Source organism: Geomonas silvestris (assembly GCF_014193515.1).
GTDB classification, from domain to species: Bacteria; Desulfobacterota; Desulfuromonadia; order Geobacterales; family Geobacteraceae; genus Geomonas; species Geomonas silvestris.
In genome coordinates, this window is record NZ_BLXX01000007.1 from 170,450 (window position 1) to 196,092 (window position 25,643).

Genomic DNA, 25,643 nt, shown 5'->3' on the forward strand with positions numbered 1-25,643 from the left:
GGACCTAAGGGACCAAAGGGACGTAAGGGACGAAAATGGACCGATCCCCCGACACTAGACGATCTTCTTTTTGAACTTCACATGCGACAGGGCCAGGATCAGGACCGCGAATGCCGCCAGGAACAGGGTCTCGCCGTACAGGTGCCCGAGCCCCAACCCCTTGAGGTAGATCCCCCGCAACAAGACCACGAAGTAGCGCGCCGTGATGATGTGGGTGAAGACCTGGATCGGATAGGGCATGTTCGCGATGGGAAAAACGAAACCGGACAAGAGGAAGGCCGGGAGCATGGTCGCCACCAGGGCGATCTGGCTCGCCAGGAACTGGCTCTTGGTGACGATGCTGATCAGCATCCCGAGGGATAGCGCCCCCACCATGAAGATGGAGGAGCTGGCAAAGACGAGCCAGAGCTCCCCGCGCATCGGGATGCGGAAGACGAACTCGGCAACCAGCACGGAAAGGACCAGGTCGAACATCCCGATGGCGAAGTAGGGGATCAGCTTCCCCAGGATCAGCTCACCGCCGGTGACCGGGGTGGCGATCAGCTGCTCCATGGTCCCCACCTCCCACTCGCGGGCGAAGGTGAGCGAGGTCAAAAGCGCCGCGATGACCATCATCACGATGGCGATGAGCCCGGGGAAGATGTAGTTGCGCGACTCCATGTCGGTGTTGAACCAGACCCGCGGCTCGACCTTTAAGAGCGCGCCGCTTACGGCCGGAAGCCCCAGGCGCCGGGTGAGCTCCACGGTCACCTTCTGGCTGTAGCCGCCAACGACCTCCTCCGCGTACCCCAGGGCAAAGGAGGCGACGTTGGAGTCGGAGCCGTCGAGGATCGCCTGCACCGCTGCGCCGCGCCCGGCGGCCACCTTCCCCGCGAAGTCGACGGGGATCACCAGGGCGATCTCGGCACGGCGCGAGGCGATGGCGCGCTCGACCTCGCGGTAGTCGGCCACCGCGGGGAGCATGGTGAAGTAGCGCGAGGCGTTGAAGGCGTCCACCAGGGTGCGGCTTTGCGGCGTGGCGCTCTGGTCCCAGACCACCAGCGGCACCCGGTCCACGTCGAGGGTGAGCGCGTAGCCGAAGAGAAAGAGCATAAGCACCGGGATGGCGATCCCGATCCCCAGGCTCCTCCAGTCGCGCAGCACGTGGAGGAACTCCTTGTGCGCTATGGCACGGACCCGCTTCAGCTTCACGAAGCGACTCCGAGGCCCGCCGGAACCTTGAGGGGGAGCTCGATCCGGAAGATGGAACCGCCGCCGGGACGGGGCTCAGCCCAGATCCTCCCCCCCATGAGCTCGGTGATGCGCCGGGCGATCCCCAACCCGAGGCCGAGCCCCGGGAAGGGACGGGTCACCGAACCGTCGGACTGGGTGAAGTCGAGGAAGACGCGCTCGAGGTCCTGGTCGGCGATGCCGATGCCGGTGTCGAGGACCGAGAAGAGCAGGCGCGGCTCGGCATCAGTTGCCCGGTGCTCCAGCTCGAGGGCCACCTCCCCCTCCCTGGTGAACTTGAGGGCGTTGCCGACAACCATGGTGAGGAGCCGGCGCAGGAGCCCCTGGTCCGACTCGATCGCCTCGGGGAGCCCCGCCGCGAGGGTGAGCCGCAGGGTGAGCCCCTTCCCCGCCGCCACCGTTTCCAGCTCGCCCAGGACCGCATCCAGAAAGGGTCTCAGGGTGAAGGGGAGGCTCTCGGCGCTCGCCCCCTCCCCCTCCAGGCGGCTCGTCTCGATCAGGTCCTCGATGATCCCCAATAGCTTCAGGGCGGCCTTCTGCACCAGGGAGAGGTACTTGCGCTTGTCGTCGTCCTCCTCGGAGGTGAGCACGAGGTCGGTCATCCCGAGGATCGGGGTGAGCGGGGTGCGCAGCTCGTGGCTGATGGCGCGCAGGAACTCCTTCTTGGCCCGGTCGGCGGCGCTCGAGAGGGACTCCAAAAGGTCGCGGTAGCGCTTGAGCTCGAGGTGGTTTTTGACCCGGGCCCGCACGATGTGCGGCGAGATCGGCTTGGTGACGTAGTCGATGGCACCGAGCTCGAGCCCGCGGATCTCGTCCTCCTCCTGGCACATGGCGGTGACGAAGATGATCGGGATGTCGCGGGTGCCGGCGTCGCCCTTGAGGACCGCGCAGAGCTGGTAGCCGTCCATCCCCGGCATCATGACGTCCAAAAGGATCAGGTCCGGCTTGTCGGCGCGGATCAGCTCGAGCGCCTCGGCGCCGCTGGTGGCGAAGACCATCTCGTAGTCGTCCCCGAGGCTCTCGCTTAAAAGCTCGATGTTGGTTGGGTTGTCGTCGACGATCATCACGGTCTGGCGCTTCATAGCCGCTCCCTCCCCGGGATTGCCAGGGTCGCGATCTTGCTGGTGAGGCGTGCCAGGAGCGTGCGCGCCTTCTTGAAATCGAGCTTGTCCATGCAGCTCTCCATCTCCCTTAGTTCTTCCTTGAATTCTCCCGGCAGGCCGTCGCGCAGCTTGGCAAACTGGCGCTTGGCGTTGAGGCTGTTTTTCGACAAGAGCCGCTCCAGCTCGGCGAGCTCGGCCGCGAGCCGCTCCTGGGCCACGCTGGAGCGGGTGACCGGCGCCGGGGCGGTCTCCGCGGGGAGCGTCCGCAGCGCCGCCAGAAACGGTTCGAGCACCTCGGAAAGGCGGCTTAAGGGGTGCCAGGTATCCTCTGCGCCGGCGATGGCGCGCTCCAGCCCGAGCGCCGCTGCGTGCACGTAGGTGGCCGAGAGGTTTCCCGCCACCCCCTTCAGGGTGTGGCTCAGGCGGCGCGCCGGCTCGTTTTCGCCGCGCGCCAGGGCCCCCTTCAGCTCTTCCAGCACCCCGGTGAAGTCGGTCTCGAACTCTTTCAACAGCTTGACCAGGAGGGAGCGGTTCCCCCCCAGCCTCTTGAGCGCCTGGGCCAGATCGAAGCCGGGAAGCTGCGCCAGCGGGTCTCCGGTCCCCTCCGGGGGGGGCGGTGCGGCCGGCTCGGCGGGCCTTGCGCGCTCCTCTTCCTGGGCCAGGGCCCTCACGATGGCGTCCAGGAGGAGCGAGTTGCGGGCCGGCAGCGGAAGCACCACGGCGATGTCGAGTTCCGCCGCGCGCTCGCGCAGCTTATCGGCGGACTCGAGCGCCACGGTGACCAGGATGGGGGGGCGGGGCGACTGCCAGGCGGCGACCTCGCGGCAGATGAGCTCGACGCCGTCCATTCCGGCACTGGCCTGGCTCACCACTACGAGGTCGACCGGCTGCGCCCCGGGGAGTGCGGCCCGCTCCAGCGCGGCGCGCGCCTGGGCCGCGGTCCCGGTGAATTCGACCGCGAAGGGGAGCCCGTGTACCGCCTGGACCAGCCGCTCGCGCGGGAACGGTTCGGACTCGAGCGCCAGGATCTTCAGGTTGCGCAGCTTCGGGTCGTCGCTCTGCGCCGGGGCCTCGGCCGTCCCGGAGAGCCCGAAGTTGATGGTGAAGGAGAAGCAGCTCCCGGTCCCGGGAACGCTCTCCACGCCGAGCCCCCCGCCCATGAGCTCCACCAGCTGGCTCGAGATGGAGAGCCCGAGGCCGGTGCCGCCGTAGCGGCGGGTGGTGGAGGAGTCCGCCTGGGTGAAGGGGGTGAAGATCTTCTCCAGCTGCTCGGGGGTGAGACCCACGCCGGTATCCTGGACCGAGAAGCGTACCGCCACCTGGTCCTCCTGCCACCCGGCGGGGCGGACCTCCACCAGCACCTCCCCCTTCTCGGTGAACTTCACCGCGTTGGCGATCAGGTTGTTGAGCACCTGGGCCAGGCGCAGCGGGTCGCCGGTCACAAGCGCCGGGAGTTCGGGGGCCACGCGGACCCGGTAGTGGATCCCCTTCTCCTGGGCCCTGGGGGCCATCATGTCCGAGACGGTCTTCAGTACCTGGGAGAGGTTGAACTCGGTCCACTCGAGCTCGATGCGCCCCGACTCGATCTTGGAGAAGTCCAGGATGTCGTTGATGATCTCCAGGAGGTTGCGACTCGAGGAGCAGATCTTCTCCAGGTAGTCGCGCTGCTTGGGGGTGAGCTCGGTCTTGAGCGCCAGGTGGCCAAGCCCCAGGACCGCGTTCATCGGGGTGCGGATCTCGTGGCTCATGTTGGCCAGGAGCTGGCTCATGGCCCGGCTGGAGGCCTGCACCAGGTCGCGCTCCTGCCGCAGGGCCTCGGCCTCGCGCTTGGCGCTTATGTCCTCGATCATGGCCGCGAAGTAGCGCGGCTCCCCGGCCCGGTTGCGCACAAGGGACATGGAGAAGTTGACCCAGACCGGCGCGCCCTCCTTTTTCAGGTGCCTAAGCTCCATGGAGTAGCTGTCGATCTCGCGGTTTAAAAGCCGCTCGACGTTGTCGTGCTCGGGGGCCAGGTCTTCGGGGTGGATGATCTCGTCGAGCACCCTCCCGAGGAGCTCCTCCTGGCTGTACCCGAGGATCTCGCAGAAGCGGCGGTTGATCCGGATCAGCCCCCCCTTGAGGGTCAGGTGGCAGATGCCGACCGCGGCCTGCTCGAAGGTGTTGCGGAAGCGCTCCTCGCTCTCCTTCAGCTGCTCCTCGGCCTGCTTGCGCGAGGTGACGTCGGTGAGGATCCCCAAGAGGCCGTAGGTGCGCCCCGCGTCGTCCTTGAGCGGGATGAGGGCCTTGCTGATCCAGGCGTTGTCCCGCTCGCGGAGTTCGTCGCGCTCTTCGGGGACCCCGGCGGCCAGGACCCGGGCATCGTCCTGCAGGCGCTTCTGGGCGAGTTGCGGCGGGAAGAGGTCGTGGTCGGTCCGGCCGAAGACCTGGGCGGGCTCGAGCCCGAGGTCCCGGGCGAAGCTCGAGTTGCAGGAGAGGTAGACCGAGTTCAGGTCCTTTAAGAAGATGCGCTGGGGGAGGTTCTCGATGAGGGCCCGGTAGCGTTTCTCGAAGAAGAGCGCCCCTTCGGCCTCCTCGCGCCCGGTGACGTCCTGCAAAACGCCGATAAGCCGCTCAGGCTCGCCGGCGGCGTCGCGGAAGAGCGCTCCGGAGTGGGCGATCAGGCGGCGCACCCCGTCGCTGGGGATAAGCGCGTGCTGCACCGCGAAGCGGTCGGCGCCGGAGAGGGCGCGGGTCACGGCGGCGGAGAGGGTCTCGCGCTCCTCTTCCGGGAGAAGCGCGAGCAGTCCCGGGAAGCTTTCCGAAGCGGCGCCGCCCGAGAGGATGCGGCTCGCCTCGGCGGAGAGGCGCAGCCGGCCGCCGGGGAGTTCCCACTCCCAGCTCCCGACGCCGCAGAGGTCCTCGATGCTTTCCTGGCGCAGCGCCCCGCTCCGGGCGAGCGCGTCGCGGCGCCCGAGTTCGCGCCTGCCCCAAAGCGCCGCGGCCGCACCGGCTGCCAGCACCCAGAGCGAGGCGACGAGCGGCTTTTGCGGGAAGAGCCAGGGTGCCAGCGCCGCCGCGCCGGCGGGAAGAAGCACGCGTGCGGCGCGGAGACTCGCGCGGTCCCGGGTTATGGGTTCTGCCGTTTCGGGCATCGGGTCACCATCTAAGAGGTGCAGGTCTTGGGCGTCAGGGGGCGAGTACACCACCCCCCGTACGTATCGGTCGGGAACCGGAAAACTGAACGGCCGGCACTAGCCGGAGCGCGCCTCCATGAAGGAGACGAAGAGGTCCTCGAGCGACGGGGCGATCCGCTCCAGGCGGACCTCCTGGTCGGGGAGCGCCTCCTTTAAAAGCGGGATGATCGCCTCGGCACGCTCCACGGTGAGGTGCAGCCCGGCGCCGAAGAGGGTCGCCTGGCGCACCCCGGGGAGCGACTCGACCCGTTTGAGCACCTCGAAGGGGCGCTCGCACTCAAGCGCCACGATCTCCCCCGGGAAGTTCCTCTTAAGCTCGGCGGGGCTCCCCAGGGCGATGAGTTCCCCTCCGAAGATGAAGCCGAGCCGGTCGCAGCACTCCGCCTCCTCGAGGTAGTGGGTGGTGACGAAGATGGTGACCCCCTCCCCGGCCAGGCGGTAGATGAGCTCCCAGAAGCTGCGCCGGGAGACCGGGTCGACGCCGGAGGTCGGCTCGTCCAGAAAGACGATGGGGGGCTCGTGCAGGATGGCGCAGCCCAGGGCCAGGCGCTGCTTCCAGCCGCCGGAGAGGGTGGCGGTGCGGGCGCCGCGCTTGTCGGCGAGCCCGGCCATCTCTATGACCCACTCCTTGCGCTCGCGCTTCTTGGCCCCCGGGATGCGGTAGATGCCGCTGTAGAAATCGATGTTCTCCTCGACGGTCAGGTCCTCGTAGAGGGAGAACTTCTGGCTCATGTAGCCGATCTGTTTCTTGATCTGCTCGGATTCCGTGGCGATGTCGAAGCCGGCCACGCTCCCTTTTCCGGAGCTTGGGGGGAGGATGCCGCAGAGCATGCGGATGGTGGTCGACTTCCCCGCGCCGTTGGGGCCCAGAAAGCCGAAGATCTCGCCCCGGGCGACGTCGAGGCTCACCCGGTTCACCGCGGTGAAGTCGCCGAAGCGGCGGGTGAGTTCGCGCAGGGTGACCGCCGGAGGGGGTGCCGTTGCGGTTGCAGCGGCGGCGGGCTGGGGTTGTGGTTCGGGCATGGGTAGCCTTTTTGTGTGGTTGCAAAAGCGCGTGAGCGACACCCGGTGTGGTCCCGGGGGGATCGCTCGGATCGGCCGGATCGGTCGGATCGGGGTTGCCGCGCCGGGTTCTGGTTTAAGGCTGCTCGCGCAACAGGGAGACCAGGAGGTCCTCCAGGGTCGGCGGCACGGGACGCACGGCAACCTCGAGCCCCTCGGCCTCGAGCACCGAGCGGGCCTTCGACTCGGCCGCCCCCGGGTCGGCAGCGAAGAGGTGCAGCTTCTCTCCGAAGAGGACCACCGAGCCGCCGGGGAAGGCGCCGCTTAATACCCGCACCGCGTGGCGCGGATCCGGGGTGGCGAGCTCCAGCACCCCTCCCTTTACCATCCGCTTCAGGTTGCGCGGCGTGTCGCAGGCCAAGAGCCTGCCGCGGTGCATGAGCCCGACCCGCCCGCAGCGCTCGGCCTCGTCGAGGTAGGCGGTGGCCACGAAGACGGTGACCCCCTCGGCCAAGAGCCCGTAGAGGATGCGCCAGAAGTCGCGCCGCGAGACCGGGTCCACCCCGTTGGTCGGCTCGTCCAGGAAGAGGACCCGCGGCCGGTGCACCAGGGCGCAGGCAAGCCCGAGCTTCTGCTTCATCCCCCCGGAGAGCTTCCCGGCCGGGCGGTCCCGGAAGGGGGTCAGCTTCCCGAACTCGAGGAGCTCGTCGATGCGCGCGTCGCGCCCCCGGCGCGGGATCATCTGGATATCGGCGTAGAAGCGGAGGTTCTCCTGCACGGTCAAGTCGGGGTAGAGCCCGAAGCGCTGGCTCATGTAGCCGATCTTGGAGCGGAGCGCCTCGTCGGCGCGGCGCATGTCGCCCCCCAGGACCCGTACCTCCCCTGCCGTGGGATCCATGATCCCGGTGAGCATGCGCAGCGTGGTGCTCTTGCCGGCGCCGTCCGAGCCGACCAGGCCGAAGAGCTCCCCCGCGGGGATCTCCAGGTTGAGCTCCTCGACGGCGCTCAGCTCGCCGAAGCGCTTGTGGAGCTTTTCGGTGCGGATCGCGGGGGTCTCAGGCACGGCGCGCCCCCGCTTTTCGCGCGGCGAGGAGGAGCCGGATCACCGGGTGCCCCCCACCTGGATCTCGGCGTCGGCCGGCATCCCCGGCTTGAGCTCGAGCCCCGGGTTTGCCAGGGTGACCTTGATCCGGTAGACGAGCTTCACCCTCTCCTTCTCGGTCTGCACGCTCTTGGGGGTGAACTCCGCCTCGCTGGAGATGAAGCTCACCTGCCCGGGGTAGACCTTTCCGGGGTGGCTGTCGGTCGTGACCCGCACCGCCTGGCCGAGCTTCACCCGGCCGAGCTGGTTCTCGGGGATGTACCCCTTGAGCCAGCACTGGGAGGTGTCCCCGAGGGTGACGACCGGCGTCCCCGCCGCCACCTGTTCGCCGGGCTCGATCGACTTGGAGAGGACCACCCCGCCGATCGGCGCGCGCAGGGTCGCCCAGTCGAGACGCTCCTGAGCGCTCGCCACCCGGGCGCGGGCCGCCGCCAGACGCGCCTGGGCCTGGTCGATCTGCTCGCGGCGGGGCCCCTTGCGCAGGAGGGCGAGCGCCTCGCGCCGCTCGCGCACGCCGGCCGCCGCCGAGTCGCTGGCCGCCAGGGCCGCGTCGAGTTCGCGCTTGGGGATCACTTCCTTGCCAAAGAGGACCTTGTCGCGCTGGTAATCGGTGGCGAGCCGCTTCGCCTCGGCTTCGGCGCGGGCCAAAAGCGCCTCGCCCTGCGCCAGCTCCTCGCGGCGGGAACCCGCCTTGAGTTCGGCAAGGGCCGCTGCCGCGGCGGCCTCTTCACCGCGGGCCGCCTCGAGCGCCTGGGTGAGTTCCGCCGCATCGAGCCGGGCCACCAGGTCTCCCTGGCGTACCAGGGCACCCTCGTCCACCAGGCGCTGGGTCACCCGGCCGGGGACCTGGAAACTCACCTGCACCTCGGTGAGTTCGATGTTGCCGGAGATGCGCAGCACCCCCTCCGGCCCGCGCGAACCGCCGCGGCGCAGGTAAAGGATCGCGGCGATTGCGACCGCGATGACGACTCCGACCAGGACTGCTTTTTTCACGGCCACCTCCATTTTCCTCACTCTTATAGCACCAGTTCGGGATTTTTGGAACGCTCTATGCTCTTTAATACGGGCATGCGCCACCAGGCAGCATCATGCCGCAGCGTAAGGGGGGGAACTTATGAGGAAAACGGTCCTGTGCATACATGACGAACAGCTCCTCGGGAGCCTAAAAAAGAGGCTGAAGGATCAGGGATGTGCTGAAATAATAGTCCCGGCGAGCCTCGAGGAACTCTTGGCCCATGCCCTGGCGAACCGTCCCGAGGTGATCGTCGTGGAATACGCGGCCGGCGAGCCGGCAACCGGCGCCACCGTGAAGAAGCTCTGGGATCAGCTGGGGGTCCCGATCGTCATGCTCGCGGAGAGCGGCGAGATCGAGGCGGTGGAGCGCTGGGGCGAAGGGGTGCTCTCCACCATCCTCGCCAAGCCGGTGCGCGAGGACGAGCTGATGGCGGCTCTCAGGCTCTCGGTTGCCGCCGCGCGCCGCGTCGAGGAGCTCAAGGAGGAGATCAGCTCTCTTAAGGAGAGCATCGAGACCAGGAAGGTGGTCGAGAAGGCCAAGGGGCGCCTCATGGAGCGCGACCGGTTGAGCGAGGCGGAGGCCTTCCGCCGGATGCAGCGGCTCGCCATGGACCGCAGGATCTCCATGCGCCAGCTGGCCGAGGCGATCCTCTTGACCGACCGGATCGGCGGCTGAACCGGAAGCTTTCCGGAAAATAAGCAGTTGACACAGGCAAGGGGAATCCTTATATTTCTAGGCAAGTAGAGGGGAGTAGCTATCGGCCTGAAAAGAGCCGACCCGCAGTTCGTCAGGACGGCCGATGAGGCCCGGACCGCGGGGCATGACGAGAGTCAACGCAAGCAAGACCTTTACCCAGCGCGCAACAGCGCCCGGGTGAAGGTCTTTTTTATTTGCCGCGGGCGATTTAGAATCAGCTAAGGAGGTACCACCATGAACCGCTTCAAGACCACTCTGCTTCTCACCTCGCTCACCCTGCTCATGGTCGCCATGGGGAGCGCCATCGGCGGCCGCGGGGGGATGTACATCGCCTTCATCATGGCCCTGGGGATGAACGTCTTCTCCTACTGGTTCTCGGACAAGATCGTCCTCAGCATGTACGGCGCCCAGGAGATCGGCGAGCAGGACCACCCGGCCTTCTACGGCATGATCCGGCGCCTGGCGATCCAGGCCCAGCTCCCGATGCCCAAGGTCTACATCATCCCCTCCGAGAGCCCGAACGCCTTCGCCACCGGCCGCAACCCGGAACACGCAGCGGTGGCCGCCACCGAGGGGATCCTGCGCATCCTGACCCCGGAAGAGCTGGAGGGGGTCATGGCGCACGAACTCGGCCACGTCATGAACCGCGACATCCTGATCTCGACCATCGCCGCGACCATCGCGGGGGCCATCTCGATGCTCGGAAACATGCTGCAGTGGGCCGCCATCTTCGGCAACAGAAGCTCGGACGACGAAGAGGGGGGCGGGCTCTTGGGCGGGCTCGCCATGGCCATCATCGCGCCGATCGCCGCCATGCTGATCCAGCTTGCGGTCTCCCGCTCCCGCGAGTACCTGGCGGACGAGACCGGCGCCCGGATCTGCGGCCGACCGCTCGCCCTGGCGAGCGCGCTGAGAAAACTGCACAGCGCCTCGCAGATGCTCCCGATGCAGGAGGCACGGCCGGCCACGGCGCACCTCTTCATCGTGAACCCGCTCACGGCAGGGGGGCTCATGCAGCTCTTCTCGACCCACCCCCCCATGGAGGATCGGATCGCGCGCCTCGAACAGATGGCCCGCTAACACCGGAAAGGGAGCGCACCGATGTCCGCCCAAGAGACGATGTGGCTGGTCTTTGCCCTGATGATCGGGGTGATGTTCCTGGCCGACCTGTGGCTTTTCAACCGCAACAGTCACGAGATACGCTTCCGCGAGGCCCTGACCTGGACCCTGGTCTGGGTGGGTCTCGCACTCGCCTTCAACGGCGGGATCTGGTACTTCCTGGGGCACGACAAGGCGCTTGAGTTCCTGGCGGGGTACCTGATCGAGGAGTCGCTCTCGGTCGACAACCTGTTCGTCTTCATCATGATCTTCGCCTTCTTCAAGGTCTCCCGGGCCCAGCAGCCGAAGATCCTCAAGTGGGGGATCATCGGCGCCCTGGTACTGCGGGGGATCTTCATCGTGGTGGGGATCGGCCTCATAGAGCGCTTCCACTGGATGATCTACCTGTTCGGGGTGGTGCTTTGCTACACCGGACTCAAGATGGCCTTCAAGCCCGAGGAGCAGGTGGAACCGGAGAAGAGCCTGGTGGTGCGGCTTTTGCGCCGGGTCATGCCGATCACCCGGAAGCAGCACGGCGATCGTTTCTTCGTGAAGCGGCGCGGCGTGTGGGCGGCGACGCCGCTTTTGCTCACCCTGGTCGTCGTGGAGACGAGCGATCTGATCTTCGCCATCGACTCGATCCCCGCGGTCCTCGCGGTGACCCGGGACCCCTTCATCGTGTACAGCTCGAACGTCTTCGCCATCATGGGGCTGCGCTCCCTGTACTACCTCCTGGCCCACGTCATGGAGATGTTCCGCTACCTTAAGTTCGGCGTCTCCCTGATCCTCGCCTTCGTGGGGGCCAAGATGCTGTTGACCGACCTGGTGGAGATCCCGCTGGCGCTCTCCTTGGGGGTGATCGTCGGGACGCTGGCCGTAGCGATCCTGGTTTCGGTTGTGGCGGGTAAGGCAGGGGATAAGGCAGGGACCGGGGACTAGAGACTTGAAGTGAGGCAGGGGCTCGGACTGGTGGGGCGGGACGAAAGGCAGGGACTGGAGGCTGGGGACTATCTGCGTAAAACGGGCACCTGACCCTTCGGTCGGTGCCCGTTTTTCTTTGGCTGACGCTTTGCCGCACCCCGCTACTCGACCGGGGCCTCGGGCTCGTTTTTGGTGATCTTCACCTGGGAGATGGCGGTGCGGGTCACCTCGACACAGGTGAGGGTGAACCCCTGGAGTTCGATGCTCTCGCCCTGCTCGGGGAAGCGTCCCAGACGGTCCAGGATGAGCCCCGCCAGGGTATCGAAGGGGAGATCGTCCCCCAGTTCCATCTCGAGGAGGTCCTCCAGGTCGGAGACGGAGATGAGGGCATCCACCAGGTAACTGCCGTCCGCCAGCACCTGCACGGTGCTCGGCTCTCCCACGTCGTGCTCGTCCTCGATCTCGCCTACGAGCTCCTCCAGGAGGTCTTCGGTGGTGACGATCCCGGAGATCCCGCCGTACTCGTCGACCACGAAGGCCATGTGCACCCGGGTCTTCTGCATCTCCTTCAAGAGTTCGCTCACCTTCTTCCCCTCGGGGACGAAGAACGGGGGGCGCACGATGGAACGGATGTCGAAATCGGGCTCGCGCACCATGCGCCCCAAGAGGTCCTTGCCGTGGATGAACCCGACGGTCTCCTCGATGCTCCCCAGGTAGACCGGGTAGCGCGAGTACATGTTGTCCAGCACCCCGTTTAAGATCTCCTCCTTGGGGAGGCTCAGGTCGAAGGCGACCACCCGGGTCCGGGGGACCATCACCTCGCGCACGGCGGTGTGGGTGAAGTCGAAGATGTTGTCGATGAAGGTGTGCTCGGTCTCGGAGAAGATGCCGCTTTCGTGCCCCTCGGCCACGATGTGCTGCACCTCCTCGCGGGTCATGAAGGCCCGGCCCTCCCCCTGGATGCGCAAAAGGGTAAGCACGGCCTTGCTGGAATAGGTCAAGAGCGCCACGAGGACGGAGGCCACCCGGGCCAGGAAGTTCACCACCGGGGCGACCCTGAGCGAGAGGGTGTCGGCGTACTGGAGCCCCAGGGTCTTGGGGACCAGCTCGCCCACGATGAGCAGGAGGTAGGAGATGGTGGCGACCACGACGGAGAGCGAGAGCGGCTCGGCGGCGTTTCGGATCACCGCGAACTGCGAGTGCTGCAAAAGAGGGCGCAGGTAATCGACGGCGATGACGCCACCGACCGCGGAGGCGGTGGAGCCGACCACGGTCATGCCGATCTGCACGATGGCGAGCAGGCGATGGGGGTCCTTCTGCAGCCCGTCGACGATGACCGCGCGGTAGTCCCCCTGGTTCACCAACTGGGCGATCCTGCTTTTTCTGACGGAGATGATGGCGAATTCGGAACAGGCGAAGAAGCCGTTGACGACGATGAGGACGCAGACCAGCAAAAGCTCGAGGAAAACGGTATCCAACTCTCCTCCCGGGAAGGGTGTCATGACAGTAGCGGCGCCGGCTCTGCGGCGTCCACGCCGGCTGGAAACCGGGTGTTTTTACGGCGTTTCATTTTCACCGTTAAATGATTTTCTGTCAAACCTTTTGTGGGGTTGCGGCGCAACAGGGCCCGGCGCACCGCCGCCCTCACTTGCCGATCTTGAAGGAGAGCAGGAAGCGCTCCCCCTCGCACTGGAAGGGGATTACCAGGGTCCCCGCCTGGGAGATGCTCTCCAGGTTGTAGTCGCTGCCGTAGATGACCGTGGGGGTGGAGAGGTTGAGGTCGCTCCCCTTGGGAGAGAAGATGTGCTTCACGTCGCCTCCCACCATGTTGGCCATCTCGCCCATGGCGTCGTTCACATCCTCGTCGATATCGGCGACCTCCATGCCGAGCATGTTGGAGGCGACCTTCAGGGCGAGCGCCTTGGGGCAGTGCAGCGCCAAGAGCCCGGTGTAGCTCCCCGCGAGCCCGACCATGCTGGTGAGTGTCTCATGAAAGCTGGTGACCGGCTCGGTCAGGGGGTACTGGTCAACCACATCAAGCATCACCATGGTGGAGAAGACACCTTTGGTGATCTCCGCGATTTTCAAGCGAACCTCGTCCTCCGTCAGGTTCACCGCGCTCAAGACTTCTGCTTCCAACCCCATCTGAGAGCCTCCTGTAAGTTAATGAAGTGTAGTCTACCCAGTTTTGCCGGAAAAAAAAGACGGGGTGAAAAAAAAGAGGGCGGCTGACGGCAAATCGCCCCCTGTCCTCGTTTTTTTCAAGGGTTCATCCGGGATTTACGAGAAGGCGTCCAATGAGGCTCCCTCTCCCCTTGCGGGAGAGGGGAAGGGTGAGGGGGAAGGCGCCACCTCATTGCATATGGCAGCTTCACCCACCCCCCTACCCCCTCCCGTCAAGGGAGGGGGGAAGGCGGTCTTCCCGAAACTGTCGGAAGAACCTTTGCGAAGCGGGGGACGTGCGGGGCTTTCTTGAGCGCTGGGTGGGAGGGCTTCTGGTCTTCGGAGTTTGCCGGAAGAGGGACGACACCGGTCGCCGGCGCCGCGGTTCAGCTTACCGCGGACTCGCCGCGGGCGAGGGAGAGGCAGAAGGAGCCGATGTGGGAGAGTTCGCGCTGCAGGAGTTCCTCGACGCGGTCGGTCACCTCGGCGAGCTGCCGGCCGCGGGCCAGCATGAGCTGGGCGTTCGCCATGAGCGGCCGGTCCACCGGGTCGCCGATCTGGCTCAAAAGGAGCACGTAGGCTCCGCTCACCCCGTCCACCTTCTGGCAGATCTCGCGGGCCAAACGGTGCGCCAGGATGCTGTAGATCTTACCCACGTGGCTCATCGGGTTCTTGCCGGCCGCGGCCTCGGTGCCGATAGGGCGCCCGATGGGTATGAGACCGTTCACCCGGTTGCCGCGCCCCACCTGCCCGGAGTCGGCGTCCTCGGCCGAGGTCCCCAGGAGCGAGAGGTAGACCCCTCCCAGCCCCCTCCCCTGCTGGTCCAGGGTGTTGAAGTGCAGGGTGACCCGCCCGAAGCCGCCGCGCTCGGCCATGAAGCGGTACATCTCGGCACGGACCAGCTCCTTGCGGGCGAAGTACTCGGCCTCGGAGCCGATGCGCCCGGCCAGAAGCGGCATCGCCACGGTGAGGTCGAGCTCGTCGCGAAAACGGAGCCCCATCACCTTGACGTCCTCGCCGGTCTCGGGGAAGCGCTCCTTGAAGGAGACGGCGTTCAGCTCCTGCTCGAGGGCGAGCACGGCCTGCTCGGTGGGGCTCAAGGGGTAGTAGCCGACGGCCGCCGAGGTGTCGTTGGCGCCGCGCACCGCACCGGGGCGCACGAAGATGTCGGTTAACTCCTGGGAGCCCGGAGCGAGCTTGAAGCGGATCCTCAGGTGCCGGTCCGGGTCGACGCCGCGCAGGTGCTGGCGGAACCAGTCCCGGACCGCCTTCTGGGCTATCTGCTCCACCGGGATGTTCTTCCCCTGGAAGGAGAAGGTGGCCCGGTCCCCGACGGTGAGTTCCATCGGCTCGAGCACCTCGCCGCCGCCAAACCCCCTGCTGACCCGGCCCGCCGCCAAAAGCCCCTTGTCGATGTTGTGGTGCAGGATGGTGCCGAACTCCTTCAGGTAGGCCTGGGAGAGCGCCACCGAGATGGCCTCCATGACGCTGTCGCAGATCTGGTCCGGGTGCCCCACCCCCTTGCGCTCCACCATTTCCACGTTCTGTTCGGTGACGCTCCCGCCGGTATGCTGTTCCACGAGAATCATGGAGCCTCCTTTGCCGCGGCACGGCGGGCCCCCGCGCCTGGCGCGGGCAGCCCCTGAACAGTGTAGCCCTCAATGACCGGAGATCAATGAAAAGGGGAGGCTTGACCGCGACCATGAGGAGAGCCAGGGAGGTAAGTGACGTAAGGGACCTAAGGGACGGAAGGGACCAAGCTGACCTAGGGGACGAAGCGGTGGGCGTCAGTAGTGGCGGCGCACCAGGAAGCCGCCGCGCGCCAGGCGGGACTGGAGCCACAGGCCGAGCCAGAGCTTGATGAGCCTGCGGGTCGCGGGGATGAGGAAGAAGATGGCGATGAGGTCGGTGCAGAAACCGGGGAGGACGAGGAGGAGCCCACCCAAAAGGATGAGGGCGCCGTCCAGAAGCTGCGCGGCCGGAAGCCGCCCCTGGGCCAGCTCGCCGCGCACCTGGTCCAGGATGCGGAACCCCTGGCTGCGCACCAGAAAGGCTCCGGCGAGGCTCACGGCCAAGAGGAGCGCCGCGGTGGGGAGCCCCCCGATTGCCGAGCCGACCTTGATGATGAGGTAGATCTCGAGGACCGGGACGGCGAGTAAGAGGAGGAATAGTTTAAACATGTTTGCGAAGCTTCCCGCTACTTCTTGATGTCGATGCCGTAGGACTTGATCTTGCGGTGCAGGTTGCTCCGCTCGAGCTCGATCGCCTCGGCGGTGCGGGAGACGTTCCAGTCGTTCTCCTCGAGCTTCTGGATGATGAACTCCTTCTCGAACTCCTCGCGCGCCTCCCGAAGCGATGAGAGCTCCAGCACGGAGTCCAGGCGCCCCGCGCCCCCTTCCCGTCCCGCCGCCTCGCCGCGGTAGTAGTCGGGGAGATGGTTCACGGTGATGGTGCCGCCCGAGGTCATGATCACCAGGCGCTCCACGATGTTCTTGAGCTCGCGCACGTTCCCCGGCCAGTCGTAGCGCTTCAGGGTTTCCATCGCCTCGGGGACGATCCGCTTCAGTTCGCGCCCCTCGCGGTTGCAGTAGGCGCTCAAGAAGTACTCGGCCAAAAGCGGGATGTCGTCGCGGCGCTCCCGAAGCGCGGGGACCTTGAAGGGGACCACGTTGAGCCGGTAGTAGAGGTCTTCGCGGAAGGCGCCGTTTCTGATCTCCTCCTCGAGGTGCTTGTTGGTGGCGGCCACCACGCGGACGTCGACCTCGAGGGTCCTGGTGCCGCCGACCCGCTCGAACTTCTTCTCCTGCAGGATGCGCAGCACCTTGGCCTGGGTCTTAAGCGACATGTCGCCGATCTCGTCCAGGAAGAGCGTCCCGCCGTCGGCCAGGTCGAATTTCCCCTTCTTCTGGGAAACCGCGCCGGTGAAGGCGCCGCGCTCGTGGCCGAAGAGCTCGCTTTCGATGAGCTCTTCGGGGATGGCCGCGCAGTTGATCTCGATGAAGGGCTTGTCCCGGCGCTGGCTGTGGTAGTGCACCGAGCGGGCCACCAGCTCCTTCCCCGTGCCGTTCTCGCCGGTGATCAGGACCGAGGCGTTGGTGGGGGCGACCATCTCGATCTGCTCCTTGAGCCGCAGCATGGCGGCGGAGCTCCCGATCATCTCGTGGCTTTGCAGCACCATGCCGCGCAGGGAGGCGTTCTCCTCCTTGAGCCGGGTCATGGCGAGCGCGTTCTCCACGCTGACCACCACCTTCTCCAGGGAGAGCGGCTTCTCGATGAAGTCGTAGGCGCCGAGCTTGGTGGACTTGACGGCGGTCTCGATGGTGCCGTGGCCGCTCATCATGATGACGTTCAAATCGGGGTGCTGCTCCTTTAGCTGCTTCAGGGTCTCCAGGCCGTCCATGCGCGGCATCCAGATGTCCAAAAGCACGAGCCCCGGGAGTTCCCGCTTGCACAGGGCGAGCGCCTCGAAGCCGTCCGCCGCGCAGACGGTGCGGTACCCCTCGTCCTCCAGTATCCCCGCCAGGGAGGAGCGGATCCCCTCTTCGTCGTCAACGATGAGTATGGTGTCGGTCATGGTCGGTCCCTGCGGTTTGCCGGCGTCAGGCGGAAAGGCCCACTTCCCGGGCGAGTTCGCGCCAGGCGGGGAGCGAGCGCTCGATCATCCCCTGGTCCACGCAGTAGGCGATGCGGAAGTAGCCGGGAGCGCCGAAGCCGGCACCCGGGACCAAGAGGATGCGGTGCTTCTGGGCGAGCTTCACGAACTCGACGTCGTCGGCCAGAGGCGACTTGGGGAAGAAGTAGAAGGCGCCGTCGGGTTTCACCATCTCGAAGCCCAGACCGGTGAGGGCGTCGTAGAGCAGGTCGCGCTTTCTCTGGTAGAGGGCGATGTCGACCGAGACGTGCTGCAGGTCGGCCACCAGGCGCTGCATGAGCGCCGGCGCGTTGACGAAGCCGAGCACCCGGTTGGAGAAGACCGTCCCCTCCATGAACTGCTCCACGTTGTTCATGCGCGGGTTGGCCGCCAGGTAGCCGATGCGCTCGCCGGGGAGCGCCAGGTCTTTCGAGTGCGAGGTGACGATGACCGAGTTTTTCACGTAGCGGAAGATGTTGGGGACGCTCTTGCCGTCGTAGACGATGCGGGCGTAGGGCTCGTCGGAGATCACGCAGATCTGGCGGCCGAACTGGGCCTCCTTGGCGCTCACCAGCTCGCCCAGGCGGGCCAGGGTCTCGGCCGGGTAGATGACGCCGGTCGGGTTGTTGGGGGAGCAGATGATGATGGCCCGGGTCTTCTCGGTGATGGCGGCGCCGATGGCGTCCACGTCGAGCTGGAAGGTGTCGCGGTCGGTCCAGACCACCACCGGCTGGCCGCCGTGGTTGTCGATGTAGAAGCGGTACTCGACGAAGTAGGGCGCGAGCAGGATCACCTCGTCGTCGGGGTTCAGGATGGTCTTCAAGACCACGTTGAGGGCGCCGCCGGCGCCGCAGGTCATCACCACGTGGTCCCCCTTCACGGGGAGGTCGGAGGCGCTGGACAAAAGGCGCGCCACGGCGTTACGGGTCTCCAGGTAGCCGGCGTTGTTCATGTAGCGGTGCATCCCCGGCAAGGGGGCCTGGGCGAGCTTTAAGAACTCGCCGTGGAACTGCTGGGGCGGCTCGACGTCGGGGTTTCCCAGGGTAAAGTCGTAGACCTGGTCGGCGCCGAACTGCTGGCGCAGCCGCTCCCCTTCCTCGAACATCTTCCTGATCCACGATGAATTGGCGATGAAACCGGCTATCTTTCGGGCAACGGCCATGTCGAGCGCACTCCTTGCAGTGTTTTTCAAGTTTTTTAACACACTATTGGCGGGGGGGGCAAGGCGTAAAGGCAACGGGGAAAGGAAAGGCGGGGGGGCGTTGAAGGGTTACCTCGTTGAGTGGTGAGGCGCTAAGGTGTTGGGTGACTTCGGGAGAAGGCGTTGAAAGGCGAATCCCCCCTGTCCCCACTTGCGCAAAGCGTTGAAATATCTAAGCTTTTTCCGGCTAAAGGTCACGCTTTTCAGGTGCACCCGCTGAACCGTTGCTCCTTCTGTCGCCCGCGTCCACGCAAAAAAAGGGATCGGCAGCTGCGCCGATCCCTTTTCTCATCCAGGCTACCTGCAACGACGCAACGGTAGTAGCGCCGTGCGCCCGCCGGGCCGTGCTACTTGCCGCAGCACTTCTTGTACTTCTGGCCGCTGCCGCAGCTGCAGGGGTCGTTGCGCCCGATCTTCGGGCCGCGCACCAGCGGCTGCTGCCCGACCGACTTCCCGTCGGTGAAGTACCAGCGGCCGGCCTCCTTCTTGAAGGCCGCCAGCTCGTGGTGCACCTTCTCGTCCCCCTTCTCGGTGTAGCGGGCCACGAACTCGACCTCGCCTCTGGTGTCCTCGGGGCCGCCATTTTTGGTGGTGACGATCTCCAGCCCGTGCCACTGGGCACTCTCGGCCCACTCCTTGGTGCCGTCGTGATCGTACCCCTCGCGGTGCTGGGGGTGGGTGGTAGTGAATATGTAGTCGGTCTCGACCTTCACGTAGGCCGAATAACGCGACCGCATCAGCGCCTCGGCCGTCTCGGCCGGGCGCACCCCCTTGATGACGGGCTCACAACACTCGGCATAGGCCCGGCCGGTTCCACAGGGACACAACTCCATCTCTACTTCCTCCTTCTTGCTCTTCGTAAAATCTCTGCCTTAGGGCAGCATCAGCTCTCGTAGTCGGCGGCGGTGACCTGGGAGCAGACGCTCCTCATGTAGGCCGCCACCTCGTTGGCATGGTAGGGGTGCACCTGGTAGGCCTGCAGGTCCTCGAGGGAATCGAACTTGGTGACCAGGGCAATGTCGGCGGAACGCTCGGAATGGATCAGGTCCAGCCCCACCTCCAGGTGGCGCAGCATCTCGACCTTCCCCTCCATGCTCAAAAGCCGCGACTGGGCCTCCTTGACCGCCTCGGGGGTGCGCTCCTTCAATTTGAAAAGTACGATGTGTGTAATCATCTGCCCGCTCCTCGCTTGGGTGGTGTCAACCGCAGCCACTTTAATACATCGGCGCCCGCCATCCTGTCAACGACCGCTGTCCCGGAAAACGAGAAATCCCTCAAATTAAACTTGCATGCCACCATCAATGCTGTTATAAGGGCCAACAAGACCATTATTGTCCTGTTGGTATTTTTTATCTCCCGGAGGGGTGCATGGCTGGCATTTTAAAATTCATGTGTATAATGGTACTGGCTTGTTTAATGTATGCCGCACCGGCCCAGGCTGCGCCGAGCGTGCTCTTCGATGCCGGCCATGGCGAGCGCTTCCTCCCCGGAGCCGACGGTCCGCTGCAGCTCTCCGGATTCGCCGAGATCCTCACCCGTGCCGGGTTCCAGGTCGGGGCCCTGAAGGAGCCGATCAGCGACCAAAGCCTCGCCGGTGCCGATGCGCTGGTCATCTCGGGGGCCTTCCAGCCGCTGGGAGCCGACGAGATCCCGGCCCTGATCCGCTTCATGCAGCGCGGCGGGCGGGTCTCCATCATGCTGCACATCGCCCCGCCGCTGGGGGCGCTGCTCGAGCAGCTCGGCATCACCTACACAAACGGGGTGATCGAGGAGCAGGAAAACCTCATCGACAACCAGCCCCACGACTTCCGGGTGACCCGGATGCAGGAGCACCCGGTGTTCCAGGGGATCAAGAGTTTCAGTCTCTACGGGGTCTGGGGGCTCGGCTGCCTGGACCAGCGTTCCCGGAGCGTCGCCACAACCAGCCCGCGCGCCTGGATCGACCTGCGCCGCAACAGGATCCGCAGCGACGACGAGACCATGTCCTTTACCGTGGTCTGCGCCGGCGAGGTCGGCCGGGGGGGCTTCCTGGTCTTCGGCGACGACGCGATCTTCCAGAACAAGTTTCTCACGCAGGAAAACCGGACGCTCGGCGAGAACCTGGCTTCCTGGCTCAAAACCGGCAAGACTCCCCTTGAGGGTACCGGCGTTTCCCGCTGAATTTGCAGCACGACAATTTCAAGGAGGTAGCAAAGATGGCTCAGGCTTTGGAAATCTACAAGTGCGAGAGTTGCGGCAACATCGTCGAGGTGTTTCATGCGGGTCCGGGTGAACTGGTCTGCTGCGGCAGCGCGATGAAGCTGATGGTCGCCAACACGGTCGACGCGGCAAAAGAGAAGCACGTGCCGGTGATCGAGAAGGGGAACGGCAGCATCACCGTGAAGGTCGGTTCGGTGGCGCACCCGATGGAGAGCGCCCACTACATCGAGTGGATCGAGCTGATCGCCGACGGCAAGGTCTACCGCGCCCAGCTCGCTCCGGGGCAGGCCCCCGAGGCGACCTTCCCGATCACTGCGGACAAGGTGACCGCCCGCGAGTACTGCAACCTGCACGGCCAGTGGTCCGCCGAAGCCTAGGCCGGTTTTCGGAGAAGTAAAAAGGGGGATGGCAGTTTTTGCCATCCCCCTTTTTTTGTGGTTCGCGCTAAAGCGACGCGGGCTAGCGGCCACCGCCGCGACGGGCCGGGTGGTTGGTCGGCCGCGGCGCGTTACGGGTGCCGGCGCCGACCGCGTGCTTGCCGGCCAGCGGCTGGTTGGCCGGGTGTGAGCCGCTGCGCTCACCGGCGCCTGCCGGCTGAGCTGCGGGGCGGGCGCCCGGGACACCGGAGGCGCCGCGTGGTTCCTGACCCCGCGGCGGGGAACCGGACGGACGTGCGCTGTGCCCCTTGCCGCCAGCCGCGCCCCCCTTGCCGCCAGCCGCGCCCCCCTGGGTGCCTGCGGCGCCCTTTTGGGCAGGTTTCTCGCGGCGGCGCTGCGGCTCGCGCGGCGGACGGGCGAACTCCTCGTCCTTCTTGGGGGGCGGCATGGTGTAGTCGAACCCCTCCATGCGGCGCCGCTCGATCTTGGAGCCGAGCACCCGCTCGATGCTGCGCACCATCACCTCGTCCTCAGAGGTCACCATGGTGAAGGCGTCACCGGTCCGGGCGGCCCGGCCGGTGCGGCCGATGCGGTGCGTGTAGGCCTCGGGGGTGTCGGGGATGTCGTAGTTGATGACGTGGGAGACCTGGGAGACGTCGATGCCGCGCGCGGCGATGTCGGTGGCGACGAGGATCTGGAAGGTGCCGTCCCGGAAACCGTCGAGGGCTGCCTGGCGCCGGTTCTGGGAGAGGTTCCCCTGCAGGGAGGCGGCGCGGTAGCCGCTTTTCTCCAGCTGTTCCCCTACCCTCTTGGCGCGGTGCTTGGTCTTGGTGAACACGAGGACGCTCTCGGTGTCGCTGTGGCGCAAAAGCTCGAACAGAAGCGGCGTCTTCAGGTGCTGGGATACCGGGTAGAGCGCGTGGGAGACCGTGGCGGCCGGCGCGGTCCGGCTCACCTGCACGGTCACCGGCTGGTGCAGGATCTCCTGGGCCAGCCTGCGGATGTCGTCCGGCATGGTCGCCGAGAACATCAGGGTCTGGCGCTTGGCGGGGAGCACCCTGAGGATGCGGCGCACGTCGGGGAGAAAGCCCATGTCGAACATCTGGTCCGCCTCGTCGAGGACGAGCGCCTCGACCCCGGTGAGGTCCACGGTCCCCTGGGAGATGTGGTCCAAAAGGCGGCCCGGGCAGGCCACGACGATCTCCACCCCTTCCTTCAATTTCTTGATCTGCGGGTTGATGTTGACCCCGCCGTAGACGGTGATGCTCCTTAAGCGGGTGAAGCGCCCCATGGCGTTGAGGGCGTCGTTGATCTGCTCGGCGAGTTCCCGGGTCGGGGCGAGCACCAGGGCGCGCAGCTTGCCGCGCGGGCCGGGTACCAGGTGGCTCAAGAGCGGCAGCCCGAACGCGGCGGTCTTGCCGGTGCCGGTCTGGGCGAGTCCCATGACGTCGCGCCCCTCGAGGACCGGGGGAATGGCCTGCTGCTGGATGGGGGTCGGGTTGAGGTAGCCGAGCGCCTCGACGCCGGCCTGAATCTGGGGATGCAAGTTAAACTGTTGGAAATCCACGGATACTCCTATTCTTTACGTTTCTGACCACAAAAAAACCCCAAGAAGCCTCCATGGCCCGTGGGGTCTGTTTGACGATCAGCAAGCCAAACCTTACCACAAAGGTGCCTTCGAGGCGAGTAAATTGTCGGCGGCACGCGGATTTCCCCGGGGAGGCGCGGCGGCTTAGGGGGCCCCGGCGTATACCACAAGGCCCTGAACCGGCGCTCGATTCCAGTTGACAGCCGGCGAAGGACTCCATTACTATCCCGCCAACCTAGCGGCGACGGAGATGCGGGCGCGATGCACTTCAGAAGACTGACAGCCTTATTCATGATTTGCGCCTACCTGATCCTCCCGCTGGACAGCTTTGCCGGCCATCGGGTGACCGGCGCCGAACGCTCCCCTGCCCCGCTCACCCTTTCCGCTTTAGACCATCCCTGCGACGCTCCGCTGGCCGGCGAACTCTCCGGTCCGGCCGGCGACAGCCACTGCCCCTGCTCCGAAGAACACGAGTCGGGGGGGTGCGGCTCCAGCTGTTCCTGCTGCTCCTGCTGCAGCTATCACGCGCCGTTTCCCGGCCCCCTTGCCTGGCCGGCCGGCGCCCCCGAGCGCAGCTGCCGCCTGCGCGACCCCTTCCAGTTCCTCCCCGAGGTCTACCTCGCGATCTTCGTCCCCCCGCAAAACCGCGCCTGACGGGCGCCCCTCAGCGCCTGCACTACCGACTCCCGTTTTTTTCCGGCCTTAAAAAGCCGGCATGCCATGCCCTGTCCGTTTTTCCATCCGCCCGGCTCACGCGGGGGGCCGCCAGTAGCGAGCCCTTCCTTGCGCCGGCAGACCAAGGAGTAGACCGTGAATAACGAACGCACCCTCCCCCAGGCCACCTGGGACTTCTTCTGCTCGCTGAAGCTCGCGATGGCGCTTTTGCTGTCGCTGGCCATCACCTCGATCATCGGCACGGTGATCCCCCAGGGGAACCTGGCGCCCCAGTACCTGGAGAGCATCGGCCAGACCAAGTTCCGGCTCTACCAGGCCCTGGGCTTTTTCGACATGTACCACTCCTGGTGGTTCGTGCTGCTCCTGGTGGCGCTCTCGGTGAACCTCTTCGCCTGCTCCTTCAAAAGGCTGCCGCAGATCTGGAAGGTGATGACCAACCCGACGCTCACCCTCGACGAGGGGCTCAAAAAGAGCCTCGGCAACCTGACAACCCTCAAGGTCTCCGGCTCGGCGGAAGCCCTCACGGAGCGGGTCGCCGCGCTGGTCGCCGCGCATTTCGCGACCCCGCGCACCACCGAGAAAGACGGCAGCTTCCACCTCTACGCCGAGAAGACCCCCTGGTGCCGGCTGGCGGTCTACGCGGTGCACGTAAGCATCCTGGTGATCTTCGCCGGCGCCATCGTCGGCTCGCTCTTCGGCTTCAAGGGGTACGTCACCATCCCCGAGGGGGGGAGCGCTTCTAGCATCGTGCTGCGCAACGACACGACCCGCGACCTCGGCTTCTCCGTCAACTGCGAGAAGTTCTCGGTCTCCTTCTACGACACCGGGGCCCCCAAGGAGTTCAAGAGCATCCTGACCGTGACCGAGAACGGGCGCCCCGTGGCGGGGCTTGAGAAGGTCCCGGTCATCGTCAACTCCCCGCTCACCTACAAGGGGATCACCTTCTACCAGTCGAGCTACGGCAAGGTGGGGCAGCACAACTTCCTGGTGAGCACCCCCGAGGGGGGGAACCCGGTCCAGGTGACCATCCCGAGCGAGGGGGCGGCGCGCCTCCCCGACGGCAGCGAGGTGCACGTTTTGGAGGCGACCCAGGACGTGGGGCCGTTCCTCCCCGGGAAGACCGGCCCGGCCGCGCAGCTGGAGATGCACACCCCGACCGGCAAGACCTTCCGGATCGTCGCCTTCGGGAACTACCCCGAGCTGAACCGGGAGGCGGTGCTCAGGGAGGGGCACCCCGCCTTCCGCTACCTGGGGGGGACCGAGGGGATGTACACCGGCCTGCAGGTGAACCGCGACCCGGGGGTGGCCATCGTCTGGCTGGGGTGCCTGCTCATGGTGGTCGGGGTCTACGTCGCCTTTTTCATGTCGCACCGCAGGGTCTGGGTGCAGGTGAAAGACGGCGAGGTCGTCCTGGGGGGGAACGCCAACAAGAACCCGGCCGGTTTCGAACTCGCCTTCGACCGCCTGGTGCAACAGCTGAAGGGTGAACTCGCACCCGGGGAGGAAAAATGACCAGCTCGCTGCTTTTCAACGTAACCACCATCGCCTACCTCGTCTCGATGCTGGTCTTCTTCGCCTTCCTGGCCAGCCGGGTGGAGAAGCTCGGCACCCTGGGAAGCCTCACCGCCCTCGCAGGCCTCGTCCTGCAGACCGGGGCGATCGGCCTGCGCTGGCGCGAGTCCTACCAGATGGGGGTGGGGCACGCCCCCCTCTCCAACCTCTACGAGTCGGTGGTCTTCTTCTCCTGGACCATCGTGCTCATCTACCTTCTGCTCGACCTGCGCTACCGCTACCGGGTGATCGGGGCCTTCGTGATGCCCTTCGCCCTTTTGGGGATGACCTGGGCCCAGCTCGCCCTGCAGAGCGGGATCGAGCCCCTGGTGCCGGCCTTGCAGAGCAACTGGCTTTTGTACCACGTGGTCACCTGCTTCCTGGGGTACGCGGCGTTCGCGGTGGCCTGCGGCATCTCGATCATGTACCTGGTGCGCGATGCCGCCGGGGAGGCCGCGGCCGGCGGCGGGGTGCTGGCGAGCTTCCCCCCGGTGAAGGTGCTCGACGACCTCAACTACCGCGCCATCATGGTCGGCTTTCCGCTTTTGACCCTCGGGATCGTCACCGGGGCGGCCTGGGCAAACTACGCCTGGGGGACCTACTGGAGCTGGGACCCCAAGGAGACCTGGTCGCTCATCGTCTGGTTCGTCTACGCGGCCTTCCTGCACGCCCGCATCACCCGCGGCTGGGTCGGGCGGCGCGCCGCCTGGCTCTCGGTGGTGGGGTTCGCCGCCACCATCTTCTGCTACCTGGGGGTGAACCTCTTCCTCTCCGGCCTGCACAGCTACGGGCGCTGACCGAAAGGGTTCCTGCTGTCGAAAGTTGGCGGCAGCGGCACTAAAGCCGCTGCCGCTTTTTTACCGCCGCGCAAAAGAGCCCGGCGCCAGCTCCTCCCCCCACGCGAGAAGGGACCTCAAG

At 66.1% G+C, this 25,643-nt stretch carries 23 protein-coding genes; 8 read left to right on the top strand and 15 right to left on the bottom strand.

Features of this window, described 5'->3' with window-relative positions; all coding sequences use genetic code 11:
• Nucleotides 1–54: 54 nt before the first annotated feature.
• The 6 genes from GMST_RS12885 to GMST_RS12910 all read right to left on the bottom strand — a co-directional run bounded on the left by GMST_RS12885 (nucleotide 55) and on the right by GMST_RS12910 (nucleotide 8,603).
• Nucleotides 55–1,191 carry an ABC transporter permease gene (locus GMST_RS12885; protein ID WP_183355066.1) on the bottom strand — a complete coding sequence of 379 codons (1,137 nt, stop codon included), beginning with the start codon at nucleotides 1,189–1,191 and terminating at the stop codon, nucleotides 55–57.
• Complete coding sequence (locus GMST_RS12890; RefSeq protein ID WP_183355067.1) at nucleotides 1,188–2,312, bottom strand: hybrid sensor histidine kinase/response regulator; 1,125 nt, start codon at nucleotides 2,310–2,312, stop codon at nucleotides 1,188–1,190. The genes GMST_RS12885 and GMST_RS12890 overlap by 4 nt, the downstream gene beginning before the upstream one ends.
• A complete protein-coding gene (locus GMST_RS12895; protein ID WP_183355068.1) occupies nucleotides 2,309–5,464 on the bottom strand; it encodes a PAS domain S-box protein in 3,156 nt (1,051 codons plus the stop codon). Before GMST_RS12895 ends, GMST_RS12890 begins: the two co-directional genes overlap by 4 nt.
• A 99-nt stretch (nucleotides 5,465–5,563) precedes the next feature.
• Complete coding sequence (locus tag GMST_RS12900) at nucleotides 5,564–6,529, bottom strand: ABC transporter ATP-binding protein (RefSeq protein WP_183355069.1); 966 nt, start codon at nucleotides 6,527–6,529, stop codon at nucleotides 5,564–5,566.
• A 115-nt stretch (nucleotides 6,530–6,644) separates the two neighbouring features.
• Entirely contained in the window at nucleotides 6,645–7,571 is a 927-nt protein-coding gene (locus GMST_RS12905; RefSeq protein ID WP_183355070.1) for an ABC transporter ATP-binding protein, read from the bottom strand.
• Nucleotides 7,572–7,610: 39 nt separating this feature from the next.
• Nucleotides 7,611–8,603: an HlyD family secretion protein gene (locus tag GMST_RS12910; RefSeq protein WP_183355071.1), complete on the bottom strand. Its 993-nt coding sequence runs from the start codon at nucleotides 8,601–8,603 to the stop codon at nucleotides 7,611–7,613.
• A gap of 121 nt (nucleotides 8,604–8,724) precedes the next feature.
• Here GMST_RS12910 and GMST_RS12915 point away from each other — a divergent pair, with 121 nt between their 5' ends.
• From GMST_RS12915 to GMST_RS12925, 3 genes are all read left to right on the top strand, one after another.
• Nucleotides 8,725–9,300 carry an ANTAR domain-containing response regulator gene (locus GMST_RS12915; RefSeq protein WP_183355072.1) on the top strand — a complete coding sequence of 192 codons (576 nt, stop codon included), beginning with the start codon at nucleotides 8,725–8,727 and terminating at the stop codon, nucleotides 9,298–9,300.
• 255 nt (nucleotides 9,301–9,555) lie between these two features.
• The gene (gene htpX / locus GMST_RS12920) at nucleotides 9,556–10,401 is read left to right on the top strand and encodes a zinc metalloprotease HtpX (RefSeq protein ID WP_183355073.1); all 846 of its coding nucleotides are present in this window, start codon (nucleotides 9,556–9,558) and stop codon (nucleotides 10,399–10,401) included.
• A 21-nt stretch (nucleotides 10,402–10,422) separates the two neighbouring features.
• Nucleotides 10,423–11,358 (top strand): TerC family protein, encoded by a 936-nt coding sequence (locus tag GMST_RS12925; RefSeq protein WP_183355074.1) that lies wholly within the window; start codon nucleotides 10,423–10,425, stop codon nucleotides 11,356–11,358.
• A gap of 143 nt (nucleotides 11,359–11,501) precedes the next feature.
• Here GMST_RS12925 and GMST_RS12930 read toward each other — a convergent pair whose 3' ends face one another.
• The 8 genes from GMST_RS12930 to GMST_RS12965 form a co-directional block, all read right to left on the bottom strand.
• Nucleotides 11,502–12,818, bottom strand: coding sequence for a hemolysin family protein (locus GMST_RS12930; RefSeq protein WP_183355075.1), 1,317 nt, complete (start codon nucleotides 12,816–12,818; stop codon nucleotides 11,502–11,504).
• A 166-nt stretch (nucleotides 12,819–12,984) separates the two neighbouring features.
• Complete coding sequence (locus GMST_RS12935; protein ID WP_183355076.1) at nucleotides 12,985–13,485, bottom strand: chemotaxis protein CheX; 501 nt, start codon at nucleotides 13,483–13,485, stop codon at nucleotides 12,985–12,987.
• A 404-nt stretch (nucleotides 13,486–13,889) separates the two neighbouring features.
• On the bottom strand, nucleotides 13,890–15,092 hold the full coding sequence (locus GMST_RS12940; protein ID WP_183355077.1) for a methionine adenosyltransferase: 1,203 nt from the start codon (nucleotides 15,090–15,092) through the stop codon (nucleotides 13,890–13,892).
• Nucleotides 15,093–15,290: 198 nt separating this feature from the next.
• On the bottom strand, nucleotides 15,291–15,683 hold the full coding sequence (locus GMST_RS12945) for an FxsA family protein (RefSeq protein WP_183355078.1): 393 nt from the start codon (nucleotides 15,681–15,683) through the stop codon (nucleotides 15,291–15,293).
• A 17-nt stretch (nucleotides 15,684–15,700) separates the two neighbouring features.
• Nucleotides 15,701–17,077 carry a sigma-54-dependent transcriptional regulator gene (locus GMST_RS12950; RefSeq protein ID WP_183355079.1) on the bottom strand — a complete coding sequence of 459 codons (1,377 nt, stop codon included), beginning with the start codon at nucleotides 17,075–17,077 and terminating at the stop codon, nucleotides 15,701–15,703.
• A gap of 25 nt (nucleotides 17,078–17,102) precedes the next feature.
• Complete coding sequence (locus GMST_RS12955; protein ID WP_183355080.1) at nucleotides 17,103–18,296, bottom strand: pyridoxal phosphate-dependent aminotransferase; 1,194 nt, start codon at nucleotides 18,294–18,296, stop codon at nucleotides 17,103–17,105.
• 386 nt (nucleotides 18,297–18,682) lie between these two features.
• Nucleotides 18,683–19,168, bottom strand: coding sequence for a YchJ family protein (locus tag GMST_RS12960; protein WP_183355081.1), 486 nt, complete (start codon nucleotides 19,166–19,168; stop codon nucleotides 18,683–18,685).
• A gap of 50 nt (nucleotides 19,169–19,218) precedes the next feature.
• Nucleotides 19,219–19,509: a Dabb family protein gene (locus GMST_RS12965; RefSeq protein WP_183355082.1), complete on the bottom strand. Its 291-nt coding sequence runs from the start codon at nucleotides 19,507–19,509 to the stop codon at nucleotides 19,219–19,221.
• A gap of 242 nt (nucleotides 19,510–19,751) precedes the next feature.
• Between GMST_RS12965 and GMST_RS12970 the strand changes: the two genes are divergently transcribed.
• Together GMST_RS12970 and GMST_RS12975 are read left to right on the top strand one after the other, a co-directional pair.
• Nucleotides 19,752–20,495 carry a DUF4350 domain-containing protein gene (locus tag GMST_RS12970; RefSeq protein ID WP_246399570.1) on the top strand — a complete coding sequence of 248 codons (744 nt, stop codon included), beginning with the start codon at nucleotides 19,752–19,754 and terminating at the stop codon, nucleotides 20,493–20,495.
• Nucleotides 20,496–20,530: 35 nt separating this feature from the next.
• On the top strand, nucleotides 20,531–20,911 hold the full coding sequence (locus GMST_RS12975; protein WP_183355084.1) for a desulfoferrodoxin: 381 nt from the start codon (nucleotides 20,531–20,533) through the stop codon (nucleotides 20,909–20,911).
• Nucleotides 20,912–20,993: 82 nt separating this feature from the next.
• Here the strand turns inward: GMST_RS12975 and GMST_RS12980 are convergent, their stop codons facing one another.
• Nucleotides 20,994–22,478: a DEAD/DEAH box helicase gene (locus GMST_RS12980; RefSeq protein ID WP_183355085.1), complete on the bottom strand. Its 1,485-nt coding sequence runs from the start codon at nucleotides 22,476–22,478 to the stop codon at nucleotides 20,994–20,996.
• 282 nt (nucleotides 22,479–22,760) lie between these two features.
• Here GMST_RS12980 and GMST_RS12985 point away from each other — a divergent pair, with 282 nt between their 5' ends.
• The 3 genes from GMST_RS12985 (at nucleotide 22,761) to ccsB (ending at nucleotide 25,522) form a co-directional block, all read left to right on the top strand.
• The gene (locus GMST_RS12985; RefSeq protein WP_183355086.1) at nucleotides 22,761–23,153 is read left to right on the top strand and encodes a hypothetical protein; all 393 of its coding nucleotides are present in this window, start codon (nucleotides 22,761–22,763) and stop codon (nucleotides 23,151–23,153) included.
• A gap of 156 nt (nucleotides 23,154–23,309) precedes the next feature.
• Nucleotides 23,310–24,686, top strand: coding sequence for a cytochrome c biogenesis protein ResB (resB, locus tag GMST_RS12990; RefSeq protein WP_246399573.1), 1,377 nt, complete (start codon nucleotides 23,310–23,312; stop codon nucleotides 24,684–24,686).
• On the top strand, nucleotides 24,683–25,522 hold the full coding sequence (gene ccsB, locus GMST_RS12995; RefSeq protein WP_183355087.1) for a c-type cytochrome biogenesis protein CcsB: 840 nt from the start codon (nucleotides 24,683–24,685) through the stop codon (nucleotides 25,520–25,522). Before resB ends, ccsB begins: the two co-directional genes overlap by 4 nt.
• The last annotated feature ends 121 nt before the right edge of the window (nucleotides 25,523–25,643 follow it).